The 12833-nt window shown below is 43.1% G+C and carries 12 protein-coding genes and 1 pseudogene; 6 read left to right on the top strand and 7 right to left on the bottom strand.

The genetic code is table 11. The annotated features are described in order from the left end of the window. Positions 1 to 18: 18 nt before the first annotated feature. Positions 19 to 1023: an NADP-dependent oxidoreductase gene (locus tag IEE86_RS13520; RefSeq protein WP_191097684.1), complete on the top strand. Its 1005-nt coding sequence runs from the start codon at positions 19 to 21 to the stop codon at positions 1021 to 1023. 154 nt (positions 1024 to 1177) lie between these two features. Here the strand turns inward: IEE86_RS13520 and IEE86_RS13515 are convergent, their stop codons facing one another. Beyond that, positions 1178 to 2320 (bottom strand): DEAD/DEAH box helicase, encoded by a 1143-nt coding sequence (locus IEE86_RS13515; protein WP_191097683.1) that lies wholly within the window; start codon positions 2318 to 2320, stop codon positions 1178 to 1180. A 152-nt stretch (positions 2321 to 2472) separates the two neighbouring features. On the opposite strand from IEE86_RS13515, the gene IEE86_RS13510 reads away from it, so the two are divergent. Further along, positions 2473 to 4026, top strand: coding sequence for an ABC-F family ATP-binding cassette domain-containing protein (locus IEE86_RS13510; protein WP_191097682.1), 1554 nt, complete (start codon positions 2473 to 2475; stop codon positions 4024 to 4026). Positions 4027 to 4073: 47 nt separating this feature from the next. Here the strand turns inward: IEE86_RS13510 and IEE86_RS13505 are convergent, their stop codons facing one another. Continuing rightward, positions 4074 to 5264, bottom strand: coding sequence for an MFS transporter (locus IEE86_RS13505; RefSeq protein WP_191097681.1), 1191 nt, complete (start codon positions 5262 to 5264; stop codon positions 4074 to 4076). Between the two features lie 56 nt (positions 5265 to 5320). After that, positions 5321 to 5746: a MerR family transcriptional regulator gene (locus IEE86_RS13500; protein ID WP_191097680.1), complete on the bottom strand. Its 426-nt coding sequence runs from the start codon at positions 5744 to 5746 to the stop codon at positions 5321 to 5323. 143 nt (positions 5747 to 5889) lie between these two features. On the opposite strand from IEE86_RS13500, the pseudogene folE2 reads away from it, so the two are divergent. Next, positions 5890 to 6834 (top strand): annotated as a pseudogene (folE2, locus tag IEE86_RS13495) (GTP cyclohydrolase FolE2). On the opposite strand, the gene IEE86_RS13490 reads toward folE2, so the two are convergent. Beyond that, positions 6823 to 8706: an ABC-F family ATP-binding cassette domain-containing protein gene (locus IEE86_RS13490; protein ID WP_191097679.1), complete on the bottom strand. Its 1884-nt coding sequence runs from the start codon at positions 8704 to 8706 to the stop codon at positions 6823 to 6825. The pseudogene folE2 and the gene IEE86_RS13490 overlap by 12 nt on opposite strands. Before the next feature lie 132 nt (positions 8707 to 8838). Here IEE86_RS13490 and IEE86_RS13485 point away from each other — a divergent pair, with 132 nt between their 5' ends. Further along, on the top strand, positions 8839 to 9912 hold the full coding sequence (locus IEE86_RS13485) for a glycosyltransferase (RefSeq protein ID WP_191097678.1): 1074 nt from the start codon (positions 8839 to 8841) through the stop codon (positions 9910 to 9912). A gap of 181 nt (positions 9913 to 10093) precedes the next feature. Continuing rightward, entirely contained in the window at positions 10094 to 11485 is a 1392-nt protein-coding gene (locus tag IEE86_RS13480) for a branched-chain amino acid transporter BcaP (protein ID WP_191097677.1), read from the top strand. Between the two features lie 39 nt (positions 11486 to 11524). Here IEE86_RS13480 and IEE86_RS13475 read toward each other — a convergent pair whose 3' ends face one another. Both IEE86_RS13475 and IEE86_RS13470 read right to left on the bottom strand, forming a co-directional pair. Beyond that, positions 11525 to 11758 carry a hypothetical protein gene (locus IEE86_RS13475; protein ID WP_191097676.1) on the bottom strand — a complete coding sequence of 78 codons (234 nt, stop codon included), beginning with the start codon at positions 11756 to 11758 and terminating at the stop codon, positions 11525 to 11527. A 6-nt stretch (positions 11759 to 11764) separates the two neighbouring features. Next, complete coding sequence (locus IEE86_RS13470) at positions 11765 to 12022, bottom strand: hypothetical protein (protein ID WP_003213975.1); 258 nt, start codon at positions 12020 to 12022, stop codon at positions 11765 to 11767. Positions 12023 to 12087: 65 nt separating this feature from the next. Between IEE86_RS13470 and IEE86_RS13465 the strand changes: the two genes are divergently transcribed. Next, a complete protein-coding gene (locus tag IEE86_RS13465; protein ID WP_191097675.1) occupies positions 12088 to 12567 on the top strand; it encodes an Hsp20/alpha crystallin family protein in 480 nt (159 codons plus the stop codon). Here the strand turns inward: IEE86_RS13465 and IEE86_RS13460 are convergent. After that, complete coding sequence (locus tag IEE86_RS13460; protein WP_191097674.1) at positions 12548 to 12775, bottom strand: hypothetical protein; 228 nt, start codon at positions 12773 to 12775, stop codon at positions 12548 to 12550. The two genes, IEE86_RS13465 and IEE86_RS13460, sit on opposite strands and share 20 nt — an antisense overlap. Between the last annotated feature and the right edge of the window lie 58 nt (positions 12776 to 12833).

Below are 12833 nucleotides of genomic sequence, written 5' to 3'. Positions count from 1 at the left end.
TGAAAGGGAGGATTTGACATGAGTCAGCAAAAGCAAATTCAATTAGCCAAACGTCCAAAAGGATTACCTACAAAAGATGTTTTTCATTTTGAAACAGTTGATATACCTGTGCCGCAAGATGGCGAAGTCTTGATTCAAACGAAATATGTGTCTGTAGACCCTTATATGAGAGGAAGAATGCAGGATACAAAATCCTATACACCTCCGTTCAAGCTAAATGAAGTGATTCAGGGTGGTGTTGTCGGAGAGGTCGTCGAGTCAAAATCGCCTCAATTTGAAAAAGGTGATTTTGTCCTTGGATTCCTCGGCTGGCAGGAATATTCGACTGCCAAGGCTGAGTCGCTGACAAAAATTGATCCATCCATTGCGCCATTATCCTATTACTTAGGGATTTTGGGCATGCCTGGGCAAACAGCCTATTTTGGACTTCTTTCAATTGGCCAGCCAAAAGAAGGCGAGACCGTTGTCATTTCTGGAGCCGCAGGTGCCGTTGGTTCCGTTGTTGGACAAATCGCTAAAATCAAAGGCGCACACGTCGTTGGAATTGCCGGATCTGATGATAAGCTGGCTTATTTAAAAGAGCTGGGCTTTGATGAAACGATTAATTATAAAACAACAAATGATCTAGATGATGCCATTGCAAAGGCCTGTCCAAACGGTGTCGATGTGTATTTTGACAATGTAGGCGGCGAAATCTCTGATGCCGTGATGAATCATTTGAACCGCTTTGCACGTATTCCAGTGTGCGGCGCTATTTCTTCTTATAACATTAGCGCAAGCGAGGACATCGGACCGCGTGTGCAAACAAAACTTATCAAAACAAGCGCATTGATGCAAGGCTTCATCGTTGGCAACTATTCAGATCGTTTTGGAGAGGCAGCGAAGGATCTCGCACAATGGGTAAAAGAAGACAAACTCACATATAAAGAAACAATCATTGAAGGCTTTGACAACATTCCTGATGCATTCCTTGGATTATTCAAAGGTGAAAATGTCGGAAAACAGCTTGTCAAAATTTCATAACGAAAAAGGGCTGAAATGATCTTGATTTCAGCCCTTTTTCTTCTTTTCAGCGTGATATGAAAATCTTTGAAATCTAGAAAAACGGCACGCAGGACTGACAATGCAAGCGTCTGTCTACACGCTAAAAGGACCTTCATGCGGAAGGGTCCTTTTCTTATGCCTGCTGCGGAACGAGCTGGAGCTGGCCTTGCTTATAAACAATTTCCTCAAGCGAAAGATTCAGCTTTTTCGCCATTTTCTTCAGCATTGATTGCTCTTGAGGTGTGACAAGGCTGATAACAGCCCCTTCTTTTCCTGCGCGTCCGGTTCTACCTGAACGGTGGATGTAGCCCTCTTCATTTGGCAAATCTGCATGAATGACGTATGGCAAATCATCAATATCAATACCTCTTGCTGCAATATCTGTTGCTAAAAGAAGCGGGAATTCACACTGTTCAAATGCTTTTAAGATGACAGCACGCTCAGCCTTTTTCGCTTCACTATGAAGCACACCAAGGTCGACATGGTGATACGCTAATTTCTCTGCATAAATGCTTAAGTTCGTAATATCACGCACAAAAACGAGTGCATGCATGGCCTCAATTCGTGATAGCTTTTGCAGTAATTTCACTTTATCACGCTGATCACATAACAGATAATAGTGACCTACTTTCTGCGCTTCTTCCTCACTTCTAGCAATTTTCAATACCTCTGGCTCAGATGTCATTTCTTTGATTAGTTGAATCGTTTCCTCTTTCAAAGTCGCAGAAAAACAAAGGATTTGTCTTTCTTTTAATGTGGACTTAATGATCGCTTGGATCGTTTTCATATGCTCTGGCACAAGAAGCTGATCTGCTTCATCTAACACGACCGTTTTGACTTCGTGCATTTTCAGTTTCTTGATTTTGATTAATTCTTGTACGCGGCCAGGTGTCGCCACCACGATGTTCGGATGTTTCTTTAGCTTTTCCTGCTGCTTCTTGATGTTCGCTCCGCCAATCAAGGAGACGGCTTTGATGTCTGATCCTTGTTTGAACGCTTGCACGACATCAAAAATTTGCATCACAAGCTCTCTTGAAGGTGCCAAGATTAAGACTTGCGGGTGTTTGATATTCACATCAATTTTATTTAAAAGCGGCAACACATACGCAAGTGTCTTCCCTGTTCCAGTTGGTGATTCTGCGATCACATCACGTTTTTCCGTAATCCATTCTGCTGTTTGTTCTTGTATAGCTGTTGGTTTTTCGAAGCCAGCCGCTTGAAAGTTTTCTTGAATAAATGGCTTTGCTTCTTTCAAAAATGCCCAATTTTCCGTCATGTCGATCTCCTTTATCCTCATTCAATCTATCCTTAAGTATCTCAAAATCAGCTTTGAAACGCAATTTTTCTTTTGATGCTTTTATCGAGCCGAACAGTTCGATATAATCATGAGAGGCACTAGCCGTTTTGAAACTATTTGAGGTGTAAAAAATGATATTATCTGTTAAAGATTTAAGCCATGGCTTTGGCGACAGAGCCATTTTTCACGAAGTCTCCTTCCGTTTATTAAAAGGCGAGCATGTCGGTTTAATTGGCGCCAACGGTGAAGGAAAGTCAACGTTTATGAATATTATTACTGGCAAGCTGGAGCCAGATGCAGGAAAGGTCGAATGGGCGAAAAATGTCCGTGTCGGCTACCTTGATCAGCATACCGTGCTTGAAAAAGGAAGAACAATTCGTGAAGTCCTTCAAGATGCATTCCATTATTTATTTTCCATGGAAGCCGCAATGAATGACATTTACGAAAAAATGGGTGAAGCAGATCCTGATGAGCTGGAAAAGCTTTTAGAAGAAGTCGGTGTCATTCAGGATGCCCTAACGAATAATGATTTTTATATTATTGATTCCAAGGTAGAGGAAATTGCAAGAGGTCTTGGGTTAACGGATCTCGGGCTGGACCGTGATGTGACGGAGCTGAGCGGTGGACAGCGTACAAAAGTATTGCTTGCGAAATTGCTGTTAGAAAAGCCTGAAATTCTTCTTCTCGATGAGCCGACCAACTATTTAGATGAACAGCATATTGAATGGCTGAAGCGCTATTTGCAGGAATATGAAAATGCGTTTATCCTCATTTCACATGATATTCCGTTCCTAAACAGTGTCATTAACTTGATTTATCATGTGGAAAATCAAGAACTCACGCGATACGTTGGTGATTATGATCAATTTAAACAAGTGTACGAAGTGAAAAAGCAGCAGCTAGAAGCAGCCTATAAAAGGCAGCAGCAGGAAGTGGCTGAATTAAAGGATTTTGTCGCGAGAAACAAAGCACGTGTCAGCACTCGAAATATGGCCATGTCTCGTCAAAAGAAACTGGATAAAATGGACATGATTGAATTAGCGTCAGAAAAGCCAAAACCAGAATTCCACTTTAAGCCGGCACGTACTTCCGGGAAACTGATTTTTGAAACGAAAGATTTGGTCATTGGTTATGATGAGCCGCTCTCTCGTCCATTGAATTTGAAAATGGAACGCGGGCAAAAAATTGCGTTATACGGTGCAAACGGTATCGGGAAAACGACGTTGCTGCGAAGTCTTCTTGGAGAAATCACGCCAATTTCTGGTGAGGTGGAACGAGGAGAATTCCTGCACATTGGCTACTTTGAGCAAGAAGTAAAAGAGCAAAACAGCAACACCTGTATTGAAGAGGTGTGGAGTACCTTCCCTTCTTACACGCAATATGAAGTGAGAGCCGCTCTTGCAAAATGCGGATTAACGACAAAACATATTGAAAGTCGCGTGTCTGTTTTAAGCGGAGGAGAGAAAGCAAAGGTTCGTCTTTGCAAGCTGATCAATGAAGAAACGAATTTGCTTGTTCTCGATGAGCCGACAAACCACTTAGATGTCGATGCCAAAGAAGAACTAAAACGTGCGTTAAAAGAATATAAAGGCAGTGTCTTATTGATTTCCCACGAACCTGAATTTTATCAGGATGTTGCAACTGAAACTTGGAATTGCGAATCTTGGACGACAAAAGTGCTGTAATCACAAAAAGGCCTTATATCTTCATAAGATATAAGGCTTTTCTTGATTTAATGGCCCGCCTGTATATTCACCAAATGCTTACGTCCAAGGAGTAGGATGATCATTCCTAAGAGCACAACAGCAGCCCCTACATAATATGGCGTGCTTGCTGTGTAGGCTTCAGCGAGTACGCCGGCAATCCAAGGAGCAATGGCGCCTCCAATAAACCGTACAGCACTGTAAGAGGATGAAGCAATTGAACGCTCGACAGGTGCAGACCCCATTACAGCCGTCGTGAGTACTGTATTGATCATGCCAAGAATTCCCCCAGCAATGACAATTCCGCAGATCACGACCACAATATGCGAAGTCCATACCCCAATACCGAATAAAATCACAGCAAACGAAGCAAAAAGAACCACAAGGGAAGTCAATGTTCCAAGCTTGCGATGAATAACCGGCGCTGAGAAAACGGATGTCACAGCCAAAAATAGTCCCCATCCAAAAAAGACATAACCAAGACCATGCTCATCCAGATGTAGCACAAATGGCGAATACGCTAAAAGAACAAAGAAACCGAAATTGTATAAGAAAGCGGCAGATGCCATCGTTAAAAGCCCTTTATATTTTAAAGCCCCAACCGCCTCGAATAATTTCACTTTTTTCTGAGGCTTCTGCACGGGTGGAAGCATTAACGTAATGGCTAAAAGAGCGACGAGCATTAACACCGCAACGCCAAAGAATGGGCCGCGCCATGAGATCGTTCCAAGCTCACCGCCAAGGAGCGGTCCAACCGAAATCCCAAGACCTAGAGCAGCCTCATATAAAATAATGGCCTTTGCACTTCCTCCAACAGATACACCAACAATGACAGAGAGTGCAGTTGAAATAAATAGGGCATTCCCAATACCCCATCCACCTCTAAAACCAATTAATTCATGAATCGTTGAAGAGGTACCGCCTAGAGCAGAAAAGACAATAATAAAGATAAGTCCAACTAATAACGTCCATTTCGCCCCAATACGACTAGAAATAAAGCCGGTAAAAAACATCACAAAGCCGGTCACAAGCAAGTAGCTTGTAAATAGAAGAGAGACCTGACTTGGAGATGCGTGTAATTGTGAGGCAATGGCTGGCAAAATCGGATCTACGAGCCCAATTCCCATAAACGAAATCACACACGCAAAGGCAACAGCCCAAACGGCCTTTGGCTGCCTAAGCAGACTTGTACGCTGTTTCAATACTTCTTCTTCCTTCATTCCATCAGAACCTTTCCTTCAATTGTTGACAAAATAAAATAAACACGCAGAGGTGTTTATTTTTGTAATTGCTCAATCGCATGAGCCGCTCTTTCCTTCATCGTTTCAAGGTCCTTTTTAAAGGATTGAATCGTTTCAAGTTTTTTTGTAATCAATTGATGCTGTTCGTTCAGCTGCGCATCAATATCTAACAGCTTCTCTAATCGTTCCTTCGGATCAAGTGAGAGCAAGTAACCTTCTTTATTCAGCTCTAACTGCTTTCCTATTTCCATAAACGATTGAAGCTCTTGTAAAGAAAAGCCGAGTACCTCTTTCGCCTGCATCACTTTCTCTAGTTCTTCCATGTCGTCCTCTGAGTAAAGTCTGACGCCGCCCTCTGTTCGCTTTGGTGCTGATAATAAACCAATCTCTTCATAGAAACGAATCGTCCGTTTTGTCAGTCCGCTTCTTTTCGCCACTTGATCAATTTTCATCCATTCCATCGCCAGTGCCTCCTGCTCATCAATTCATATTTTATTATACACCTCCATAACCTTAACGTAAACGTTAAAGTATTTGATATTGATTTCCTTTATCATTTAATGCAAAATAAATAGTAATCATTTCGATTTAAAGGAGGCATGACATGTTTTCTTTCCCGCCTAAAAAAAACCGTCATCAGCTATTTGGATCTGTACCACCAAGCCTTGGAACGAAGCCTTGTCAAAAAGAGGACATGACTGACATACAGAATACTGAGCAGAACTTTTATTTTGATCTTGAACAAGTGGGCATCTGCCGTATGTCCTATCCAGTACATATCGTCTCTAAAACGGCACCACAGCACCAAACCACTCCCGCTGACTTTGCACTAAGTACATCTTTGCCAGCTCATCAAAAAGGGATTCATATGAGCCGCCTCACCGAACACCTGCACTCGTTTTATGAGAGCGGCAAGCCGCTTGATATGAATTCTTTAAAAGAATTGACAGCACTGCTTGCCCAGCAAATGAATCAGTCATCTGCCTCAGTTCAAGCTTCCTTCCCTTGGTACATAGAAAAAAAGAGCCCAGTCACTGGGAAATCAGGCTTGATGCACGCGACTATGACATATGACGTCCATTTTCATGAAAAGCACGGATGGACCTGTCATGTTGGCTGCGATGCACAGGTCACCACATGATGTCCTTGTTCCAAGGAAATCAGTGAATACGGCGCACATAATCAGCGCGGATCTGTTTCCATTCAAGTAGAGTTGTTTGAACACACATTGCATCCTGACGATATGAAAGCCGCTCTTTTGCATATCATGGAGTCTAATGCGAGTGCACCGCTGTATCCCGTTCTCAAAAGACCTGATGAAAAGAAAGTAACAGAAGAGGCTTATGAAAATCCACGCTTTGTAGAAGATGTCACAAGGTTAATTGCCATCGAATTATATGAACAGCAATGGATCAGAGGCTTTCAAGTCGAGTGTCGAAATGAGGAGTCCATTCACCAGCATGATGCCTATGCCAAATGCTCTTATCAAAAAAACTGTAGAGCAACTCTACAGTTTTTTGTTTCAATCCTTTTTTCATTACCCTTCTAATTCCTCAATCATCAGCGACAGCTCTGTCCAGCGGTCCATCGCTTGTTCTAATTCTTCAGCGACTGCTTTTTGCTTGTCCATCAACTCTTGAATTTTCCCAAAATCACTGCCAGCTTCAGCAATGCTGGCTTCAAGCTGCTGATGTTTTTCCTCTAATTCCTGAATCCGGTCTTCAATCCCGTCCCATTCAAGCTGGTCTTTGTAGGAAAGTTTTTTTCTCTTTTTAGGTGCTGCTTCCACTTGTTTTTCAGCAGGCTTTGCCTCTGTTCGCTTCTCTTCCTTTTCTTGCTCCATGTAATCGCTGTAAGCGCCTTGGAAGTGTGAAATGCGTCCATTTCCTTCAAAAACAAGCAGGCGATGAACGACTCGGTCTAGGAAGTAACGGTCATGCGACACCGTGATGACAACGCCTGGGAACTGCTCTAAATAATCCTCTAAAATGCTGAGCGTCTCTGTATCAAGATCGTTCGTCGGCTCATCTAAAAAGAGAACATTCGGCTCTTCCATCAAAACTTTCAATAAATACAATCTGCGACGCTCTCCGCCTGACAGCTTGCGTATAAAAGTACGCTGCATGGATCTTGGGAATAGGAACCGTTCCAGCATTTGCTCTGCTGTCACTATGGCGCCATCAGATGTCTTGACGATTTCTGCTGTTTCCTTGATGTACTCAATGATGGTCAGCTCTTCATTCATTTCTTTATGTTCCTGCGTGTAATAGCCAATGCGGACTGTTTGTCCAATCGTTAATTGTCCGGTGGTCGGTTCAATGTTACCCGCTAGACAGTTAAGTAGAGTGGTTTTGCCGACTCCATTCGGTCCAATCAAGCCAATACGGTCACCCGGCACGACTAAATCAGTAAACCGCTCCACAAGGGTCTGGCCAGCAAATGAAATCGACAAGTCTTCTGCCTCTATCACTTGTTTTCCTAGGCGGTGTGAGCCGATAGCAAAATCAAGCTCTCCCTTCGCATCTGGCCCTTTTTGCTCCTTCAGCTCTTCGACTCTACCGATGCGTGCTTTTTGCTTTGTCGTTCTTGCTTTTGCTCCTCGCCGCAGCCATGCAAGCTCTCGTCTAAGCAGGTTTTGACGCTTCGTTTCTTTCACCTGAGCTTCTGCTTCTCGTTCCGCTCTTTTTTCTAAAAAGACTTCATAATTCCCTTTATACGTATAGAGCTGCCCTTGATTTAATTCATAAATCCGATTGGCGACACGATTTAAGAAATAACGATCATGTGTCACAAGAATGACAGCACCGCTATATTGACTTAAGTATCCTTCAAGCCATTCGATTGTTGCATTATCGAGATGGTTGGTCGGCTCATCTAAAATCAGCAACCCCGCAGGCTGGATTAAGTTTTTAGCAATCGCGACACGCTTTTTCTGTCCGCCTGATAACGCATGAACAGAGCGGCTTACATCTTTGACACCAAGCTTTGTTAAAATCGTTTTTGCTGAAAGGTTCGCATCCCATGCATCTTCCTGATCCATTCGATTTTGCATGCGCATCAGCGCTTCTTGTTTTGCCTCATTTTGCGGATCATGCTCTAATTCGGCGAGCGCCTGTTCATACGCCTTCATCGTTTGAATCATTGGTGCCGTTCCAGAAAAAATGTAGTCAAGAATCGTTTCATTCCCGCCCATTTCAGGCTCTTGCTCGAGAAATTCGATATCAAGTGTCCCTGCCTTCGTGATGTCACCCTCCTCAAACGATTCGAGACCTGCGATGACCTTTAGGAGCGTTGACTTTCCTGTTCCATTAGGTCCAATCAATCCGATTCGTTCCTTTGGTTCTATATGAAAAGAAATATGATCAAACAGCGTTTTCTCGCCATAGGTTTTATATAATCCTTCTACATTCAATAAACTCATTTTATCAGCCCTTACATAGATTCTTCCTTTATTTTAAATCAGCCAGTAGCAGAAAACTAGTTTTAAAAAACCAGCGGCTGAAAAGAATGTTTCCTTTTGATGCTCGATACACTATGAAGAGGTGATCTAAAGGTGATAACCATAAGCTTATGTATGATTGTGAAAAATGAAGAGGAGGTTTTAGCGGACTGTCTTTCTTCTGTTCAAGACATTGTCGATGAGATGATCATCGTTGATACAGGATCAACAGATCGAACGAAGGAAATGGCTCATTCCTTTTCAGCAAAGGTGCTGGATTTCGAGTGGGTTCAGCACTTTGCAAAAGCACGCAATTTCGCTTTTTCACATGCAACCAAAGAGTACATCTTATGGCTCGATGCTGACGATGTCCTGCTTGAAGAAGACCAGAAAAAACTTCTTCACCTCAAGCAGACACTTGATCCCGCAGTAGATGCCGTCTCTATGCTTTATCACGTTGGATTTGATGCGGATGGCCGGGTGAATTTTAAATATAGAAGAAACCGGCTCGTGAAGCGTGCCTTAAACTTTCAGTGGTACGGGGCCGTTCATGAGTTTCTTCAGGTGTATGGGAACATCCATCCAGCCGATATAGCCGTCACCCATCAAAAGCGTAAGAAAACAACCGCTGGCGAGCCTGGACGCAACCTGCGAATTTATGAAAACATGCTGGCTAAAGGAGAGAAAATGACGCCTCGTGATCTCTTTTACTTTGCCAATGAATTAAGAGACAATAAGCAGCATGTCAGGGCGATACGTTTTTATCATGAATTTTTAGCCACAAAACAGTGCTGGATTGAGGATGAAATTCGCACATGCCTCTATTTAGCGGACTGCTATTATGCGGTAGGCTTCGAGGAAGCGGCCTTATCCTCATTATTACGCTCCTTCTTATATGATCAGCCCCGCCCAGAATTTTGCTGCCGAATCGGGGATCATTTCAAAGCGCAACATAAACATCAAGCTGCGATCTTTTGGTATGAACACGCTCTGAAGGCTCCTGAAAACGATACAGCCTTTACCCTCATACAATATAAAACGTGGTACCCGCACCTTCAGCTTTGCTATTGTTATTATCAGCTTGGCGATTTGGATCAAGCCAAAACACATCACCTTGCTTCCTCCGCCCATTATCCGACTCATCCGAGTGTGCTGTACAATGAAAAAATATTTGCTGAACAGACATAGATCATTCTTTACCGCATCCGCTCGAAAGCTTGCCGGCGGATGTCTCTTTTTGTACGCTGCTTCGTTTGTGACATTTAACACTTTAGTGATTTAAAGCGTTTTTCAACCAATTGACTAAATTGTCATTTACGCATATACTAACATTCGTCTTACGAAAAGATTTATCCATTAGGAGGTCAACATGAGTTCTTTATTTCGAAAAAAGTCTCTCGACCAGCTCATGCTTGAAAGTCAAACGAAGCGGCTGAGCCGTTCTTTGAATACATTTGATTTAATCTTGCTTGGCATTGGCTGTGTGGTCGGGACTGGAATTTTTGTGATTACAGGGGTTGCTGCTGCGAAAGATGCGGGACCTGCGATTATTATATCTTTTATTTTGGCTGCGATCGCATGCGCCCTTGCTGCTTTTTGCTACGCTGAATTTTCCTCATCCATTCCAGTGTCAGGAAGCGTCTATACGTATTCTTACGCAACACTTGGAGAGTTCCTCGCCTTTTTAATGGGCTGGGATTTAATGCTTGAGTATGTTGTCGCGCTCTCTGCTGTGGCAAGTGGATGGTCGTCCTATTTTCAATCACTGCTCAGTGGATTCGGCCTGCACATACCGAAGGCTTTATCGGCTGCACCTGGAGCCGCTGATGGCGCCGTCTTTAATCTTCCAGGCGCGCTCATTATTTTACTCATTACCTTTATTGTCTCAAGAGGCGTGAAAGAAAGCACAAAGCTAAATAACATCATCGTGCTGATCAAAATCGCCATTGTCCTTCTCTTTATCATTTCAGGCTTCGCTTACGTCAAACCTGAAAACTGGACACCCTTTATGCCAATGGGCTTTCATGGCGTGATTGCAGGGGCAGCAACTGTCTTTTTTGCTTACCTTGGATTTGATGCAATCGCCAATGCATCAGAAGAGGTCAAAAACCCGCAAAAGGCGATGCCAATCGGAATCATTGGTGCGCTCGGTGTGTGTACCATTTTATACATCGGTGTTTCATTTGTTTTAACAGGCATGGTTCACTATACGAAGCTGAATGTCAGTGACCCTGTCGCTTTTGCTCTTCAAGTGGTTGGCCTGAATAGTGTCGCTGGCATTATATCCGCCGGTGCGATTATCGGGATCACGACGGTTTTGATTGCACTTGTCTATGCGCAGGTTCGCTTAACCTTTGCGATGAGCCGAGATGGACTCATGCCGAAAATTTTCTCAAACGTTCATCCAAAATCGAAAACACCGGTTGCCAACACTTGGCTGACAGGCGCTGTTGCAGCTTGTATCGTAGGATTTGTCAATTTATCAACGCTTGCTAATTTAGTCAGCATCGGGACACTTGCGGCCTTTACGGTGATCTCTATCGCTGTGATCGTACTACGGAAAAAACATCCGAATATGAAGACAGCCTTTAAAGTACCATTTGTACCTGTTCTTCCAATAATCAGTGCGGTCATTTGTATGATATTGGCTGCCACACTGAAATGGGAGACTTGGCGGGCCTTCCTCATTTGGGTAGCCATTGGTGTTGTTGTCTATTTCACCTATGCAAGACGAAAAAGCCATCTCAATCAAACACATTAGAAAAGAGACACGGGGATTCCCGGTCTCTTTTTTTTTTGCCTAAATCACGCTGTTTTTAACTGAATTCGAGTCGATCATATCTGGATCTAATACGCTTGAAATCGGAATGACAAGCGGTGAACAATCTCCATTGTCCTCTCCAAAGCCTTGGTTCAGTTTCATGGAGAGAAAATAATCGACCTGCTGATAAGGACCTAGCGTCAGTGATGCCCCCCGATCCATTGCATTGATCTTAAAAGCACCGACATTGACGACTGAGGGTGAGAATAACATCACACGTCACTTCCTTTGAATGGGTTTAGCTGCTGGCGAAAAAGAGGCAGGTGAGTCCACTTGATCTCGATCATCTACATGGCTTTTTGTCCCGACAAAACCGCTGGCATCTCCAAAATTCTGTCCGTACCCCTGATTTTTTTTATCTGAGTTTTGCCACTCTGCTAACAAATTTTGTCCGACATTCACCGCCGACGCATTTTCAAAGGAATTAATTTTTAACATGAAAATATTAATATTGATATACGGAGTTGGTTGAACCACAGATAAACCTCCTTTTTATAGGTATATGCAAGCACCCATCAAGTATGTTAACAGGAGGTCTTCACATGGACTTCGAAAAAATGAAGCAGTGGATGGACATTGCCCAGCAAATGCATGGAGATGATTTTTGGAAAATGATATTCGATGATGAGCAAAGATCTCCCTTTATGGCGAATGGTCCGTCTCCCTTTACATTCTCGCAGCAAGATCAGCGAGGAACTGATACGTCGTTTCCACCAATCGACATGGTGGAAACCCCTACAGAAATTCAGTACTTAATTTATTTACCTGGCTACCGAAAGGAAGATGTACAGGTGTTATCATATGGTGAATATTTGGTTGTGAAAGGACACCGTGTTTCCTTTTTTAACGAGCAGGACTTTCGCCAAAAGCAAGGGAAGTATGGTCCGTTTGAAAAGAAAATCCGCCTTCCAGAAATGATTCTTGGTCAAATGAATGCTGCCTTTAAAGACGGTGTACTTTACATCCGCCTGCAAAAGGATGAAGGAAAAGCAACTGCTATCATCATAGATGACGAATATTGATACTCACTGCGTCTATTTGATCACGATCATCAATTGTTTCAATCGGAAGGATCGTGATCACGCCATCCGCATTCTGTTCCCCAAAGCCATTGTTTCGTTTGATCGTACTGCAATGATTGCGAACAAACGTCGAGCCAAACGTCATAGATGATCCTGGGCCAATCGAATTCGTTTTCATATGGGCAATGTGAATCTGAGTAGGCAGCATGTGCTTCTCCCCTTTCTTGTCATCTCTATAAGTATATACCGGGCAGCTTTTCCATAGA

The sequence above is a fragment of the Bacillus crepusculi genome (genome assembly GCF_014764715.1).
Taxonomy (GTDB): Bacteria; Bacillota; Bacilli; order Bacillales; family Bacillaceae; genus Bacillus.
Note: the sequence above shows the minus strand (reverse complement) of the source record. Positions and strands in the feature narration are given on the sequence as shown.

Excerpts from the sequence above, each read along its gene's own strand:
- IEE86_RS13465 (WP_191097675.1), top strand. The coding sequence starts at position 12,088 with ATGGACTTCGAAAAAATGAAGCAGTGGATGGACATTGCCCAGCAAATG.
- IEE86_RS13515 (WP_191097683.1), bottom strand. The coding sequence starts at position 2,320 with ATGACGGAAAATTGGGCATTTTTGAAAGAAGCAAAGCCATTTATTCAA.
- IEE86_RS13490 (WP_191097679.1), bottom strand. The coding sequence starts at position 8,706 with ATGAGTTTATTGAATGTAGAAGGATTATATAAAACCTATGGCGAGAAA.
- IEE86_RS13475 (WP_191097676.1), bottom strand. The coding sequence starts at position 11,758 with ATGTTATTCTCACCCTCAGTCGTCAATGTCGGTGCTTTTAAGATCAAT.
- IEE86_RS13480 (WP_191097677.1), top strand. The coding sequence starts at position 10,094 with ATGAGTTCTTTATTTCGAAAAAAGTCTCTCGACCAGCTCATGCTTGAA.
- IEE86_RS13460 (WP_191097674.1), bottom strand. The coding sequence starts at position 12,775 with ATGCTGCCTACTCAGATTCACATTGCCCATATGAAAACGAATTCGATT.
- IEE86_RS13510 (WP_191097682.1), top strand. The coding sequence starts at position 2,473 with ATGATATTATCTGTTAAAGATTTAAGCCATGGCTTTGGCGACAGAGCC.
- IEE86_RS13500 (WP_191097680.1), bottom strand. The coding sequence starts at position 5,746 with ATGGAATGGATGAAAATTGATCAAGTGGCGAAAAGAAGCGGACTGACA.
- IEE86_RS13520 (WP_191097684.1), top strand. The coding sequence starts at position 19 with ATGAGTCAGCAAAAGCAAATTCAATTAGCCAAACGTCCAAAAGGATTA.
- IEE86_RS13505 (WP_191097681.1), bottom strand. The coding sequence starts at position 5,264 with ATGAAGGAAGAAGAAGTATTGAAACAGCGTACAAGTCTGCTTAGGCAG.